The following is a 15,302-nucleotide window of genomic DNA, read 5'->3' on the forward strand; positions in this document are numbered from 1 at the left end:
GGGCATCACGTACCGCGCGCACGCCGGTTCCTGCGCGTCGCTCATGTCCGCCTGGCGACGATCAGCGACGCGGTGTCAACCATTCCAGGTGGCGCCTCGGGACGCAGACAGCAGCGAGTGCCGTACCGAATCCCGAATTTCGATTCCCGAATCCCGAATCCTCAGCCGCAATAGATGGCCGTGATGCTGTTGTTCGGGCCGGTTTCGATGGTGAGCTGATCGCCGCCGCTTTCGCTGGCGCCCTGGGCCGGGTCGGCCAGGCCGCTGGCGGTGGTGCCGCCGGTCGCGCGCTCGCCGCGGCGCACGATGACGCGCTGGCTGTCGCTATCCACGCGTGCACGTTCGATGGTCTGCGCGGCCGCCGCCAGACCCACCGCACCACGCACCTTGTCGCTATGGCACTGGCCGGAGATGGCGCCGTCGATGGGCTGCACCTGTGCCACCTGGTTGGAGGCACAGGCCGACAACAACGCAGCGGCAGCGAGTGGGGCGAGGATACGGATCATCGGGAAGCTCCAGGGCAAGAATGCCGCAAGCGTGAAGGTGGCGTTGTCGGGATGGCATGAAGATGCTGCGCGGCACCGTGTCAGAGACGGGCCTCACCCGTGTCTGCCGGTGATCGTCAGCGCGCCGGACACGCTGCGCCAACGCTGGGCTACCTGGATTCGCTTGCCAATCCAGTGTTTCCGGACAGCGCCTCGCCCAGCAGCGCGAGAGGTGCAGACTCCTGCTTCCAACCCAGACGATCAGTAGCATGACCATCAAACCGCTGCTGCTTGCATTCGTTGCCTGCGCGGCGCTGCCGCCTTCGGTTGCACGTGCAGCGCCCGCGCCCAGCCAAGCCACCATGACGGTGGCAGGTCTCCAACGGCCGGCGCAGATCCGCGTGGACAGGTGGGGCCTGGCACATATCTACGCGCAGACCGACGACGACGCGTTCTTCGTGCAGGGTTTCAATGTGGCGCGAGACCGTTTGTTTCAGCTGGATCTACTTCGCCGCAAAGGGCTGGGCCATCTCTCCGATGCGTTCGGGCCAACCTATGTGGAACAGGACCGTGCCGCGCGGCTGTTTCTGTATCGCGGCGACATGGCACAGGAATGGAGCAGTTACGGGCCCACTGCCCGGCGCGACGTGGGCCGATTCGTCGCCGGCATCAATGCGTATATCGCATGGCTGGACAGTCACCCGCAGGCACTGCCCTACGAATTCGACAAGCTGGGGTATCGCCCCGAACGCTGGGCGCCGGAGGATGTGCTGCGCATCCGCACCACCGGCCTGAGCCGTAATGTCAAAAGCGAAGTGGCGCGTGCGAACGTCGCCTGCAAGGCCTCGCTGGCTGTCGATGCGATACGCCTGAGACTGCAGCCGGCCTGGACCACCACGCTGCCGGACGGGCTGGACCCGTGTCTGCCGAAAGACGTGCTGAAGGTCTACGAGCTGGCGACGCAAAGCCCCAAGCTGAGCGCAAGCACGCAACTTGCGGCAATCGCATCGACGTTATCGGCCATTGACGATGACGCCTCTGCCGAAGGCAGCAACAACTGGGTCATCGCGTCGCAGAAATCCGCCACCGGTCACGCGGTGCTGGCGGACGACCCGCATCGGGCCTACAACGTGCCCAGTCTTCGCTACTTCGTGCATCTCAACAGCCCTGGTCTGGACATCATCGGTGCCGGCGAGCCCACCGCGCCTGGCATCGCGATCGGGCATAACCGAACCAGCGCGTTCGGCCTGACCATCTTCAACATCGATCAGGAAGATTTATACGTGTATCGGTTGCGTCCAGACGACAACGCGGCGTACTGGTACCAGGGCAAATGGGAGCCGCTGCGCAGCGAGCACGAACAGATCGCCGTGCGCGGCGCCGCGCCGGTGACAACAGAGCTGCAATTCACCCGTCACGGGCCGGTGATCTATGTCGATGTCGAACAACATGTGGCGTATGCGCTGCGGTCGGTATGGAGCCAGCCCGGCGCGGCGCCCTATCTGGGCTCGCTACGCTACCTGCGCAGCAACGCGTTCGTGCAGTTCAAGGCCGCACTCGCCCATTGGGGAGCGCCGTCGGTCAACCAGGTCTATGCAGATGTCGGCGGAACCATCGGCTGGGCCACCGCCGGCATGACCCCGCGCCGCGATCACGGCGATGGATTGCTGCCCGTGCCCGGCGATGGCCGCTACGAATGGAACGGCTTCTGGGACAGCACGGTGTTGCCCTGGTCGAAGAATCCCAAAGCCGGCTTCATCACCACCTCCAACGAGATGAACCTGCCCGCCGGCTACCCGGTTGCGCAGCGCAAACTTGGCTTTGAGTGGGCCAATGAGGCTCGCCATGCCCGCATCACCCAGGTGCTCTCGCAGCTGCCCAAGGTGACGCTGGAGGATTCGGAAAGACTGCAGAACGATCAGGTCTCGTTGCCCGCGCAACGCCTGGCCGCATTATTGCGACCGCTGCGTTCGCAGGACCCTGATATCAGCGCCGCACTGACGCTGCTGCGGCCATGGAATGGCGAGGTCAGCGCTACGTCGCCCGCCGCAGCGCTGGAAGAGGTCTGGTTCAGTCGCTATCTGGGCAATGCATACAAAGCGTTGCGATTGCAGCCGTCGGAGGCCGACAGCTTCGGCGCGCCCGATGCCGCGGCCATGCTGGATGCGCTGGAACATCCCGGCGCCGCGTTCGGCGCAACGCCGGCCGCACGCCGCGACCAGTTGCTGCTGCAGTCGTTGCGCAGTGCCTACCAGGCGCTTGTCTCGCTGCAAGGCCCCGATGCCTCGCAGTGGCAATGGGGCAAACTGCATACCAACAAGATCTCGCATGCGATGAGCGCGGTGGCCGGGGCCGATCGCGCGCTGCTTGATGTCGGTCCGTTCGCCAAGGGCGGCAGCCCTTATACGCCGAATCAGTCCAGCTACGACCCTGCCGATTTTCGCCAGACGATCGGTCCTTCTGCACGATTGATCATCGACCTGGGCAATTGGGATAACTCTCGCGCCATGAATTACCCCGGCCAGTCCGGCGACCCGGCCAGCCCGCATTACCGCGACCTCGCACCGCTATGGCTCAATGGAAGCTATTTCCCGCTGCTGTACACGCGCGCTGCGGTAGATGCGGCAACCGAACAGATCTTCGACCTGGTGCCTGCGCAGGCGCACTAACGCAACCGCGAACCGACCGGACGCCGCGCACATCGCGTAGCAAGCGCGAGAATCCCCGCGTTTGCTACGCCGCCTGCGCTCACGCCGGCGCAGTCGCCTCGCGCACGAAGGCTTCATAGGTGCGCAGCGGACGTCCCAGCAGCGCCTGCAACTGCGCCACCGTGCCCTCTGCCGCGTGCATCCCCAGGCGCTGGATGCCGGCCATCATCAGGCGCATGTCATAGGCCAGCCACGACGGGCCGTACGCCGCCAGCTGTGCTTCGAAGGCGGCCACGTCATCGCCGGCGTAGGCGATCTCGCGCCCAAGCGCTGCGCTCCAGACCTTGGCCGCATCCACCCCGGTCAGTGCCTGCGGGCCGACCAAGTCGAGCGTGACGCGTGGCAACGGACCGTCCGCACGGTCGCGGCGCAGCAGCTCGACCACTGCGATATCGGCGATGTCGCGCGCATCGATCATCGCGATGCCCTGTGCGCCGATCGGCATCGGGTAGAGGCCGTATTCGGTGATCGTCTGCTGCACCATGCCTTCGTTCTGCATGAAGTACGCCGGCCGCAGGATCGTTGCCGGAATTTCCAGGCTTTCGATCATGCGCTCGACGGTGTGCTTGCCGGTGAAGTGCGGCACGTTGGTGTACGTGTCGGCATGGATCACCGACAGATACACGATGCGCTCGATGCCGGCTTCCTTGGCCAGATTCAATGCGATCAGCGCCTGGGTCACTTCGTCGGGGGTGACCGCATTCAACAGGAACAGCGTGCGCACCGATGCCAGTGCGGCGCGCATCGATGCGACGTCGGTGAGGTCGGCCACCACTTCGGTGACACCTGCCGGAAAGGAGCGTTTGCCTTGCTGGCGGACCAGCGCCTTGACCTGCGCGCCGGCGTCGGCAAGGCCTTGGGTGACCAGGGAACCGACGGTGCCGGTGGCACCGGTGACGAGAATGCTCATGGTGAATCTCCTGCGTTGGATGGACGGTTGGATCGGAGCGAAGCGGCCGGTGCGGTGGTGCTGCTGCCGGTGCGGCCGCCCGGTGGGTAGGGCAACGATATGCCGTTGCACTGCCAGTACGAAGACGCCAGGATGTAGACATCCCGTTTCAGATGTGGAACAGCATGGACCTCAATGCCCTGATCGATTTCTCGCTGGTGGCCGCCAACCAGGGGCTGGGCAAGGCCAGCCGCGCGAGCGGCAGATCGAAGGCGACCTTGTCGCGGCGCATCACCGAGCTGGAGGAACAGCTAGGGGTGCGCCTGGTCGAGCGCAGTGCCCGTGGACTCAAGCTCACCGAGGCAGGACAGCAGTTGATGGAGCGCACCCAGGTGCCGCTGAGCGAGGTGGCCGAGGCGATGACAGCCGCGCGCGAGGGGTTGTCATCGCCGCGCGGCCGCTTGCGCGTGGCGTCCCCGGTGTTGTTCTCCCAACTGGCGATGGGGCACATCGGCGCCGACTTCTGTGCGGCCTATCCGGAGATCACGCTGGAGGTGGTGGCCGAGGACCGCACTGTCGATCTGATGGAAGAGCAGTTCGATGTCGCCATCCGCATCAACCCAAGCCCGGACAGCCGCCTGGTCGGGCGTTGCTTTGCCAAGGACCGGTTGGTGGTGGTGGCCGCACCGTCCATCGCCATGCCGTCTGGCGATGCGGTGCATCCGGTGCCCGGCGTGGTGATGTCCAGCTTCGAGCCCACGACCTGGACGCTGGATGGTGGGCGCCTGGTCCTGGAGCCGATTCCGCGGATGCGGTTTTCCTCGTTTCTGATGGTGCGCGATGCGGTGATTGCCGGTGGCGGCGTTGCGTTGATTCCGCAGTCGATCGCGTGGCAGCAACTCGCACGCGGCCAATTGCTGCAGTGGGGAACGATCTCCGGCGTGGCGCCGGCGTTGTGGGTATTGCACACCTCCCGGCGCCTGGCAGCGCCGAAGGTGCGCGCCTTCGTGGATTTCATCTGCGCCCGCTATCCGGACGCGTCGTTGGTGTTGAAGGGGTAGGGCGGTGGCGCGGTTCTGTTGAACGTGCGCCAGGTCCGCCAGCGCGTGGCGAACTTCTGCGCGCAAGCGGTTGCCCGTGCCATCGGGCCTTGGCAAAGGCACACAGACACCACGGCCACCCACACGCCCCCCTGCCATCCGACCTATTGACTACAGCTGTCGTCAGGCCTACGGTAGCGACAACTGTAGTCATGGAGAGCGCCATGCGCGGCAAGACCATCGGGGACCAGGAGCTGGCCCTGCTGCAATACATCGAAGAACAGCGGCATGCCAGCGTGGGCGAAGTGGCGGGGGCGTTCGGCGAGCCGCGCGGGCTCGCCCGCTCCACCGTGCTGACCATGATGGAGCGGCTGCGGGCCAAGGGCTTCCTGCGCCGCAAGCAGGTCGAGGGTGTGTACCGCTACAGCGCCACCGCCGGCCAGGACGATGTGGTGCGCGGGGCGGTGGGGCAGTTCGTCGAGAAGACCCTGCAGGGCTCGGTGTCGCCGTTCGTGGCGTGGATGTCGCAACGCGCCGAAGTCAGCGATACCGAACTGGCCGAACTCGAAGCATTGGTTGCCAAGCTGCAATCGCAGCGCAAGGAGGATTGAGTCATGTCGCCCCTGATCGAAGCGGTGTTATGGAAGCTTGGCGCCACCAGCGTGCAGACCGCGGTGCTGGTGTTGGTGGTGTGGGCGCTGTGCCGCGGCGTGCGCCGCCTGCCGGCAGCCACGCAGACCTGGTTGTGGTGGCTGGTGGGCGTGCAGGCGGTGGTGGGCCTGGTGTGGAGCAACCCGGTGCAGTTGCCGGTGCTGCCGGCGCACAGCGTGACCACGGCGCTGGGCTCGGCCGACAGCCTGGCGCCACTGGCAAACGCCACCGCCGCGGCATCCACGGCCGCGCATGCAGGCGTCACCGCGCAGGCCATGCAGGTTGGCGCCTGGTCGACCTGGCCGGTGGCATTGCTGGCACTGTGGGCGGCCGGCGTGCTGGTGCTGGCTGCCGGCACGGCGCGCGCCTATCTGCGCAGCCGTGCATTGGTGCGCGCCGCGCAGCCCTGCAACGACCGCGCCCTGGTGCAGGCGTTGCAGATGGCTGCTGAAGCGCATGGCTTGTCGCGCCCGCCGGCGCTGCGGCTGTCGGCGCAGATCGATTCGCCCCAGTTGATCGGCCCGTGGCAACCGGTGTTGCTGTTGCCCGCTGCACGCTTGCCGCACATGGCCGATGACGATCTGGACATGGCGCTGACCCATGAGCTGATCCATCTGCGTCGTGGCGATCTGTGGTGGGGCTTGCTGCCGGCGCTGGCGCAGCACCTGTTCTTCTTCCACCCGCTGGTGCATCTGGCCGCGCGCGAATATGCAATCGCCCGCGAAGCCGCCTGCGATGCCGCCGTGGTCGCCGGGCACCGCCATTGCCGCCACGACTACGGCCGCTTGTTGCTGCAACTGGGTGTGGCGCCGCGCCCGCGCGGTGGCGTGGCAAGTGCCTCGCCTTCGTTCATCAGCTTGAAGCGCAGGCTGTCGATGTTGCAGGACACCCACGCGTTTCCGCGGCTGGCTGCCGCGATGATTCTGGCCGCGGTGGCGGTCTGCGGTGTGCTGCCGCTGCGCCTGGTGGCCATGCCGGTGCCGGCACCGGTGACGTCTGCCGGCATGCAGCCGGTCGTGGTGACGGCCCCGGCAGCGCCGCGTGCACAGGTCAGCAGCACGGCGGAGCCTGCCGACGCCGCAGCGCCGATGCGCGCGTTGCCGGCGCTGCCAGCTGCGCCGGCGCAAGTGGCCGCCCCTGCCACGCACGGTGTCATCGCCGATGTGCTGGGCGCCGAACCGCTGCATGACGAGGACGCAGACCCGATAGACAGCGGCTGGAATCTCGACCTGGACCGCATCCGCCGCGATGCCCGCCGTGACGCGCAAGCCGCCGTGCACGATGCGCTCGCTGCCGACAACCACGACCTTGAACTGCAGCAAGACCGCATGCAGGCCGCGCAGGACGCATTGCAGGACGCACGCGAACAACTGGCCTCGTTAGGCCCGGAACTGGCGCAGGCCAAACAGGAAGCGCAACAGCAAGCGCGGCAAGCCGAGCAGCAGATTCGCGAAATGACGCAACAGCATCGTCAGGCGCAATACGCGTATGCGGCCGCGGTGCGGCAGGCGGACGCGCTGTCGCGGCACCAGGTCGAAATGGCCAAGCAGGCCGCTCTTCAGGGCCGCGCCGAGGCCGAACGTGGGCAACGGGAAGCGGCGCAAGCGCAACGCGAGGCAGCGCAAGCGCAGGTCGAGGCCGAAAAAGCGCAAGCAGAGGCAGACCAAGCGCAAGCAGAAGCAGAGCGGGCGAAGAACAACTAGGCGCGATCGACCAGACGGCTGCGCTCACCGTCAGGGGCGCATGGTCGGTACCAGCAGTTGGCATGCACCACGTGCAGGTTCGGGAACGCATCGCTTCTTGGCGCGCGCATTACGCCAGCCGATCGCCATCGCCGACAGCTGTTCGCACCGGTTTGCCGGCTGCCGCAGCAGTCCAGTAAGGAGAACCAGCGCGGCTCGCGGTAGACCGCACGTTACCGCGGCGATGGGGTTCCGTTGGCCACGGAGCAGCAACGCATGGCATGCAGCCCGCTGCACATCCGGCCGTGCACGGCCGGCACACGCGCGGCCGCAGTAACAGCGGAGAACAGAGCGTCGCGAGCAGTCGTCGGGTGGGCGTGGCCAGCGCGATCGGAATCGCAGTGTAGGCGCGGTACATGCCGTTTCAGAGCACCGCCCGGCACCCACCGGGCGGTGAGTGGAGTCACCTTTCGCTGCTTTTCGGCGCAGGTCCCGACGCCAAGCAGCGGCCGGCGCACTGCATTGGCATCGCCTGGGTAACGGCAGCACCTGCATCACCACGGGCCCGCCACAGCCCGGCACTCCTGCGTCACGACGCCTGCAGCGTCGGCAACGCCGTGGCCGCGTGATCGCTGTTTCCATCCGCCTGCGTGCCCTGCGCAGGCGGCACTCAACTCGCTGTGCCTTTCGTGGAGATCTCACATGATCCAGACCACTTCCCCCGTGCTGTGCCTGCGCTCGGCGTTGCTGTTGGCCCTTGCCGCAGTTGCCGGCGGCGCGGCCATCGCACACGCCTCTGCCGTGCCTGCAGTTGCCGGTGTGCGCAGCTCACCTGCTGCACCGGTATTTGCTGGTTCTGCTGCGTCAGCAACAACGCAGCTTGCATCCATTGCCGATGTCTTGCCTGTGGATGGCATTGCAACGGTTGCGCCAGTCACGCCGGAGAGTACCGTTGCGCGAACCGTGCCGGTTGTCGCGGCACGGCGCGCGCCTGCGATCGCTCCGCTAGCGCCGGCCGTCTCGATGACGCCTGCGCTTGCCGTCGCCGGTGCCCGGACGGCACCAGCAGCGCCCGCTGCGCCTGCCATTTCTCCAGCGCCACCGGTCGCTCCCGCTGCACCGACTGCAGTTACTGTGCCGGCACGGCCGCGCATGGGCATGCCGACATCCTGCGGCCATGCCATTGCAAACACGCAGAGCCAAGGCGATGCCTACGTGCTGATACATGGCGATCGCGAAGTGATGCACGGCACGCCCGATGATCTGCAGACGGCGCGCCGCTACGCTGGCGATGGAAGACGGGTGTTGTGGTTTCGCGCCGATGGCAAGCAGTACCTGGTGCGCGACCCGACGTTGCTCCATCAGCTGGCCGTGGCGCATCTGCGCAGCCGGCAATTGGCCGACGCGCAAGCCGGGTTGGCCGCACGTCAGCAGGCCTTGAGCGAACGGCAGGCCGCACTCGCCGCGCAGCTGTCTGCGCATGCCGCTCCGCGCCTGCTGCAGGCCTCGACACGCACCGCATCGGCCACGACCTCCACCTCGGCGCAGCCGCCTGCAACCCCCGATGCGCTGCAGGCGTTGTCCAGGCAGCAACAGGCACTGGCGCAACGGCAGGCCGTGTTGGCGAGCAAGCAGGCCGGTGCATCCCGCCTGGCCACGCAGCAGGCATTGAAGGTATTGCGCGAAGCACTGAGAAGCGGGCGCGCGACGCGTATCGACGGTTAGTGGCAGAGTGCCGGCCGCGCAACAGCACAAGCGCAGATGACGGTGCGCTCGCCGATACTGTGCACAGACACAGGCGGCGAGCAGGCCATGACGTATCGGGTAGTGGTGTTGGGCGGCTTCGGTCATTTCGGCGCACGCATCGTGCGTGCGCTGGCGGCAACGGCGCAGATCCATGTCATCGCGGCAGGGCGGCATCCGGGCGATGTCGCGACCAAATGGCCGGGTGCCGCACCCGGTCGCATCTCCACCTGTCGCCTGGATATCGATGCCAGCGACTTCCCTGCGCAGCTGGCGGCCACCGGTGCCGATGCGGTGGTGCATACCGCCGGGCCGTTCCAGGGACAGGAGTACGCGGTGGCCCGCTGTTGCCTGCAGGCCGGCATGCACTACATCGATCTGGCCGATGGCCGCGCCTTCGTCCGCGATTTCCCCGCGGCGATGGATGCCGCCGCGCGGCAGGCCCAGCGCGTGGCGATCAGCGGCGCCAGTACCTTGCCGGCGTTGTCCAGCGCGGTGATCGATGCGCTGTTGCCGCGCTTTTCGGCATTGCACGAGATCGGCATCGTCATCGCGCCCGCACAGGGCACGCCATTGGGCCTGGCCACGGTGCGTGCGGTGCTGTCGTATTGCGGCACGCCCTTCCACTGGTGGCACGCCGGCCGCTGGCAGCAGGTGGTGGGCTGGGCGCGCCCCACGCGCGTGCACTTCGCGCAGCTCGCCCCACGCCTGGCCTCGCCGTGCGATGTGCCCGATCACGACCTGTTGCCGCAGCGCTATCCCGGCGTGCAGACCGTGCAATTTCGTGCGGCGCTGGAAGTGCCGTTCCTGCAGCGCTGCCTGGCCGGCGTCGCCTGGCTACGTCGACGCGGCGTGCCGCTACCGATGCAGCGCCTGGCCGATGTGTTTGCCAACGCCGGGCGCTGGTTCGACCGCTTCGGCACCGATCTGGGCGGCATGCGCGTGGAGCTGCGCGGCACCTGCGATGGCACGGACGGGGCAAGCCGCCCGCTGGTGCTGCACTGGGACCTCACCGCCGCGATGCTGCACGGCCCGGAAATTCCGTGTTTCGCCGCGGTCTTGCTGATACGCAAACTTGCCGCCGGGCATCGGTTGCCGATCGGTGCGCATGCCTGCATGGGGCTGCTGACGCTGGCCGAGTTCGAGCAGGAGTGTGCCGCGTGGCAGATGACCACGGCGGTGACGCAAGCGCACCGGTAGCGGGCGATGCGCAAGACGAGCGCAGCGCCAGGCCTTTGCCGAGCACGCCAGGCAGAAAACCAAGCGCTCTGTGCGCGGCGGGGAGTTCTGAAACCACGTGGCCGGCGCACATCGCTGCGCCGCCGACTCCACGCAACCTCAGACCTCTTGCACCGTGCGAAACGCGTCCATGTCGTTGAACGTACAAAAATGAAAGCGTGGCACCGTGATCGGCCCCGCGGCTGCCAGCTGTGTGAGCCAGCCGCGCACCGCGGAGCGATACGCCGTCTGTTCTGCCGCATCCAGCGTGTCGCACAGGTAAGCCAGCGAAATATGAAACTGGAAGTTGGTGTAGTCGGGGCGCTGCAAGCGTGTCAGTTGCATCAGCGCCTGGCGCGCAGCTTCCAGGCGCTGCGCGGTTTGCGTGTCGGCCGGCTTCAACGGAATCAGCAGATTGTCGTTATTGCCGGTCCTGGCTGCCGTCGGGTTGACCAGGAAGCGGCAAGCGCCCAGCGGCGGTGCGGCGCGCTCCTTCAACCGCGCCAGATAGGCCGCGTTGATATCCGCCAAGGCATGGTCGCGCGGCAGATCGCTCGGCCAGGGCCCACGCGCACGATCGATCTCGTTGACCCCGCCCAGCAAGGTCACGTGGTAGCTGCTCGGCGGCAGCACGGCGAACTTGTGGGCAAAGCGCTGCTCGGGGAATTGGCGGTAGATGTTCAGCACGCGGTCGAAGCTGTCGTAGCCATCGCCCTGTTGTTCCAGATGACCCACGAAGGTATTGCCGGCAAACGGCATCGGCCGTCGCGAGCGCAGAAACTTGCGGCCCACATCCGAGGGCGGTGGCGTCATGGCCGGTGTGGCGAGACTGGTGGCCAGCAGCGAGGTGCCGGCGGCAGCCATCAGGCGACGGCGGCTGATGCGTGTGTCCAGAAACGACGACATGGGAAAACCCTCAGAGTTTGACGTTGACGCCGAGCATCACGGTGGGTGCCATTTTCCAGGCCGATTGCACGTATTCCTGATGGCGGCCGATGCGGTATTCGTAGCCCTGGCCGGTCAGGTTGAGCACATCCAGGCTCACTGCCACTGCCGGCGAGACATCCCAGGCCAGTTTCAGGTCGAGACGGTCCAGCGGTTGTTGGTAGCGGTTGCGATAGAACTCCTGCTGGTTGGTGTAGTTGGGGTAGCGGTCGTCCCACAGCTCGCCGGTACGGCTCCAGGCCAGGGTGCTGCGCAGCGGCCCACGGGCGTAGTTCAGGGTCAGATTCCACAGCTGCTTGGGCTGCTGCGGCAGCACCGACAAGGTGGTGCGGCTGCCATCGCCGAGCACCACCGGGTAGTCCACGTCCAGGAAGGTGACATTGGCACCGACCGACAGTCCGGCCAGCGCGGGCAGCCACGGGCCCAGTTCCTTGATCGCGCCGAGTTCGGCGCCGCGCATGCGGACCGGCCGGTCGGTATTGCGCGGTTGGGTGACCAGCACCTGCTCGCCGTCGATGCTCTGCAGCTGGCCGTAACGGAAAATCTCGTTGTCGATGGTCTTGTGGAACAGCGCGATCGACAGCAGGCTGCCACCGTCGTCGAACGTCCAGTCGTGGCCAAGGTCCAGATTCTGCGAGCGACGCGGCTGCAGGTCCGGGTTGCCCTGGTTGAGCGTGGGCGGGTTGCTGCCCAGCGTGAGCACGCCGCCGTTCAACGCCATCTGGTCCAGGCGCGGTCGCCCGATCGAGCGCGAGGCGCCGAAGCGTAACGTGCCGTTGGCACTGGTCTGCACCTGGCCGGCCAGCGATGGCAACCAGTTGCGGTAGGTGCGTTGCGCACTGACAGGCGCCCAGACGGTGCCGCTCAATTGCTGGCCGCTGCTGCCGAAGCGGGTCTGCTCCAGGCGCACGCCGCCGGCCAACCGCCAGCGCTCGCCGCGCCACTGTGCTTGTGCGAAGCCGGCGCGCACCTGCTCATCCACGCTGTAGGTGCCGCTGTTCTGCGCGGTGATGTCCGCCACGCCGCGCGCCTGGCCGGACACCGCATCCCAGCGCGCGTCGGCCAGGTCCGGGTCGATGATCAACATGGGCGCATTGCAACCCAGGGCGCAGGTGGCGTTGCCCAGCACATCGGCCAGCGAATAAGGCAACCCGCTCCAGGTCGTGCGCTGGAACGCGGTCTGCATGTGCGTGCGCACCTGTCGCAGGCCAAAGGCCAGTCCCAGCCCCTGGCTGTCTTCGTCCATGTTGCGACGGAGTTCCAGTTGCAGGTCGCTCACCCGTTCGGCGTAGGTCGTGCGCTCCTGCTGGTGGTTGAGGTTGGCGTAACGGGTCGGGTCCTCGGCCAGGGCCGGGTCCAGGGCCGTGAATGCCGGCAGGGTGCCATTCCAATCGAAGCCGTAAGCCAGGCCATTCTGCTGGAACCGGTCCCAGGTCTGCGGGTTGTCCACCGTGGCGCGCGAGGTGCTAGCGCGCAGCGCGCCGCGCCACTGGTCAGGCAGCTCGGCCAGCAGTTCGCCGTTGATGCCGGACAGCCCGCGCTTCCAGCGCAGCTGCCCCAACTCGACGAGCTGGTTGAGATTGTCCAGCGTGCCGCTTTGCGGGCCGCTGCGGGTCAGGCGCGCGCTGTTCTGCACCTGGGCGACCTGGGCATTGCGGTCGGAAGATTCGTGCTGGTCGAACGTGTAGCCGGACACATGGCCGCTGAGCGGACCATCCGGCTGCCAATCCACGCGTGCGGTCACGCTGCGCCGTTCGCGGGTGTTGTCGTAGTTGTACCAGCGCCGTTCGCTGGGCACCGCCGCGCCGGTGCCGCCATAGGCCGAAGACGCGCGCGTGCCGTCGGCGTTGTACCAATTGAGGGCGCCGCCATTTTCCTGCTGCGGCACCGAAATCTCACGGCGCCAGACACTGGCCGCCCCCAAAAACGCGAACTGGCCGTCACGCCCGAAGCGCTTGCCCCATTTCAGCTCGCCTTCGCCCACCGGCGTGCGGCCGCCATAGCGGCTTCCCATGAGGTTGGCGCCGCCCTTGGCCGAGGCGGTCAGCAGGCCGTCGGGCCGGGCAAAGCCGGTGGCGGTGACCAGATTGGTGACACCACCGATCGCGCCGCCATCGTTCTCCGGCAGCAGCGACTTCACCACATCGATGCGGTCCACGAAGTTGGCCGGCAGCACATCCATCAGCGCCTGGCGGCTACCGATGTCGTTGCTGGCGAAGGCAAAGCCATCGATCAGCATGCTGTTGTAGTTGCCGTTGAGGCCGCGCACCGTCACATAGCGTGGTTCGCCCTGGTACTCGACCGTGCTCACGCCGGTGACCCGGCGCAGCGCATCGCCCACATTGAAGTCCGGCAGTTGCCCGATGCTGTCGGCGGCGACCGAATCGACGATGGTGGGCGCCGCCTGCTTGGTGGCGATGGCGCGCGTGTTCTGCGACTGGAACGGGTTGCGCACCTGCACCGCGTCCATGGTCAGCGCGTCGCCTCCGCCGGACATGTCGGCGGCGGTGGCGTGCGAGGGAAGCCAGCCGATCAAGGCCAGCCCCAGCGCAAGCGACAGCGCATGCGGAGGCTGTGGCCAAGACGGGGCAATGCGAGTGGGGCGGGAAGGGGGATGCAACAGGCGCATGGCACGATATCAACGTCGGTGGCCCCAACGCAGGGCCGCGGACGGATTAAATTAAGCTGCTTAATTAAAGCAATTATGACAACGACGGACGTTTCGCCCTGCATGCCCTCTTTGTTCGTAAACGCAGCCATTCGTTCGCATTACCGCCGCCGCAGCGATGGGCAGGCCGCCGGTTCCAGCGAGCGCCTGCTGCTGGATCTGATCCGCAGGGCAGGGCAATTCGAGCGTGCGGATCTGCCGCGCGCCAGCGGGCTCAGCGTGCCCGGCATCAAGGGCATCGTCGACCCGCTGGTGGCGCACGGCCTGCTGCAGCTGCGGCCCTCGTTGCGGCGTGGCCGTGGCCAACCCAGCGCGCAGGTGAGCCTGGTGCCGGGGTATGCATACAGCGTGGGGGTGTCGGTGATGGTCGATGGCTTTGCGGTGGTGCTGATCGACTTCGCCGGCCAGGTCCGCGGCATGCGCCAGCTCACGGCCTTCCCGCTGACGCTGGCGGTGGTGCGTGCACAACTGCCGACCCTGGTGGAGGCGCTGCTAACGGCGGCCGGCGTGGATCGGCAGCATGTGTTCGGCGTCGGTCTAAGCATGACCGGCCCGCGCATCGGCGACGGCACCCGGGTCAATCCGCCCTTGTCGCTGGCAGCGGAATGGATGCAGGTGGAGCTGGACCGGTTTGTCGCCGATTGCCTGCAGCTACCGGTCTGGATGGACAACGACGCCCATTGCGCCGCCCTGGCCGAGGCCGTGTACGGCATTGGCCGCCAATCGCCGGACCTGGTGTATCTGTCGATCTCCGACGGCTTTGCTGCCGGCGTGATTGCGGCCGGCAACGTGCGCCGCGGCGCGCACGGCAATGGGGGCGAACTGGGGCGCATCTCGGCCATCACCTGCATGGCGCGGCCAACCCTGGAAAGCCTGCGCCAGGCGCTGGCCGCCGATGGCCACGCGCTGCCGGACCTGCACACCATGCTGCAGCACTACGATGCGGCGTGGCCGCAGATCGATGCGTGGCTGGATGCAGTGGAGCCGACCGTGACGCTTGCGGTGGCGGCGATCATTGCGTTGATCGATCCGCGTGTGATTGTTTTTGGCGCGCGCCTGCCCACCGATCTTGCGCAACGGCTGATCGCCCGCATCGCCTTCGAACCTGCGCCGCGGCGTGGCGTTGCATTGCCGTATCCCACGCTGCAGGTCGGGCAGGTGACGGCGCATGCCACCGTGCTGGGCGCGGCCATGCTGCCGTTCAAGGAAACGCTTTTCTAGCGCACCGCATGCGCGGCGATATGCGCGCCAAGTGCTGGCAACGCGTCCAAAC

General features: G+C 67.0%; 11 protein-coding genes and 1 other RNA gene. 7 read left to right on the plus strand and 5 right to left on the minus strand.

What is annotated here, in order from left to right:
- Window positions 1–161 precede the first annotated feature (161 nt).
- On the minus strand, window positions 162–506 hold the full coding sequence (locus ACCQ15_RS00200; protein WP_008572913.1) for a hypothetical protein: 345 nt from the start codon (window positions 504–506) through the stop codon (window positions 162–164).
- 248 nt (window positions 507–754) lie between these two features.
- On the opposite strand from ACCQ15_RS00200, the gene ACCQ15_RS00205 reads away from it, so the two are divergent.
- Window positions 755–3,154: a penicillin acylase family protein gene (locus ACCQ15_RS00205; RefSeq protein ID WP_372381071.1), complete on the plus strand. Its 2,400-nt coding sequence runs from the start codon at window positions 755–757 to the stop codon at window positions 3,152–3,154.
- A 79-nt stretch (window positions 3,155–3,233) separates the two neighbouring features.
- On the opposite strand, the gene ACCQ15_RS00210 is transcribed toward ACCQ15_RS00205, so the two are convergent.
- Entirely contained in the window at window positions 3,234–4,103 is an 870-nt protein-coding gene (locus ACCQ15_RS00210; RefSeq protein ID WP_057682023.1) for an NmrA family NAD(P)-binding protein, read from the minus strand.
- A gap of 164 nt (window positions 4,104–4,267) precedes the next feature.
- Here ACCQ15_RS00210 and ACCQ15_RS00215 point away from each other — a divergent pair, with 164 nt between their 5' ends.
- The 3 genes from ACCQ15_RS00215 (at window position 4,268) to ACCQ15_RS00225 (ending at window position 7,476) form a co-directional block, all read left to right on the plus strand.
- Window positions 4,268–5,143: a LysR family transcriptional regulator gene (locus ACCQ15_RS00215; protein WP_014088886.1), complete on the plus strand. Its 876-nt coding sequence runs from the start codon at window positions 4,268–4,270 to the stop codon at window positions 5,141–5,143.
- A 191-nt stretch (window positions 5,144–5,334) separates the two neighbouring features.
- Complete coding sequence (locus ACCQ15_RS00220) at window positions 5,335–5,733, plus strand: BlaI/MecI/CopY family transcriptional regulator (RefSeq protein ID WP_008572904.1); 399 nt, start codon at window positions 5,335–5,337, stop codon at window positions 5,731–5,733.
- A 3-nt stretch (window positions 5,734–5,736) separates the two neighbouring features.
- A complete protein-coding gene (locus ACCQ15_RS00225) occupies window positions 5,737–7,476 on the plus strand; it encodes a M56 family metallopeptidase (RefSeq protein WP_338339576.1) in 1,740 nt (579 codons plus the stop codon).
- Between the two features lie 320 nt (window positions 7,477–7,796).
- Here ACCQ15_RS00225 and ACCQ15_RS00230 read toward each other — a convergent pair.
- Window positions 7,797–7,873: non-coding RNA, sX9 sRNA (locus tag ACCQ15_RS00230), on the minus strand.
- Window positions 7,874–8,613: 740 nt separating this feature from the next.
- Here ACCQ15_RS00230 and ACCQ15_RS00235 point away from each other — a divergent pair.
- Window positions 8,614–9,180, plus strand: a complete 567-nt coding sequence (locus ACCQ15_RS00235) for a hypothetical protein (protein WP_371886700.1) — start codon at window positions 8,614–8,616, stop codon at window positions 9,178–9,180.
- 36 nt (window positions 9,181–9,216) lie between these two features.
- Window positions 9,217–10,398, plus strand: coding sequence for a saccharopine dehydrogenase family protein (locus tag ACCQ15_RS00240; protein ID WP_338338962.1), 1,182 nt, complete (start codon window positions 9,217–9,219; stop codon window positions 10,396–10,398).
- 138 nt (window positions 10,399–10,536) lie between these two features.
- Here the strand turns inward: ACCQ15_RS00240 and ACCQ15_RS00245 are convergent, their stop codons facing one another.
- Together ACCQ15_RS00245 and ACCQ15_RS00250 are read right to left on the minus strand one after the other, a co-directional pair.
- Window positions 10,537–11,322, minus strand: coding sequence for a DUF1868 domain-containing protein (locus ACCQ15_RS00245; protein ID WP_008574064.1), 786 nt, complete (start codon window positions 11,320–11,322; stop codon window positions 10,537–10,539).
- A gap of 10 nt (window positions 11,323–11,332) precedes the next feature.
- Complete coding sequence (locus ACCQ15_RS00250; protein WP_372381072.1) at window positions 11,333–13,990, minus strand: TonB-dependent receptor; 2,658 nt, start codon at window positions 13,988–13,990, stop codon at window positions 11,333–11,335.
- Between the two features lie 102 nt (window positions 13,991–14,092).
- On the opposite strand from ACCQ15_RS00250, the gene ACCQ15_RS00255 reads away from it, so the two are divergent.
- Entirely contained in the window at window positions 14,093–15,250 is a 1,158-nt protein-coding gene (locus tag ACCQ15_RS00255) for an ROK family protein (RefSeq protein WP_372381073.1), read from the plus strand.
- The last annotated feature ends 52 nt before the right edge of the window (window positions 15,251–15,302 follow it).

It is taken from the genome of Xanthomonas sp. NCPPB 1754 (assembly GCF_041475725.2).
GTDB classification, from domain to species: domain Bacteria; phylum Pseudomonadota; class Gammaproteobacteria; order Xanthomonadales; family Xanthomonadaceae; genus Xanthomonas; species Xanthomonas euvesicatoria.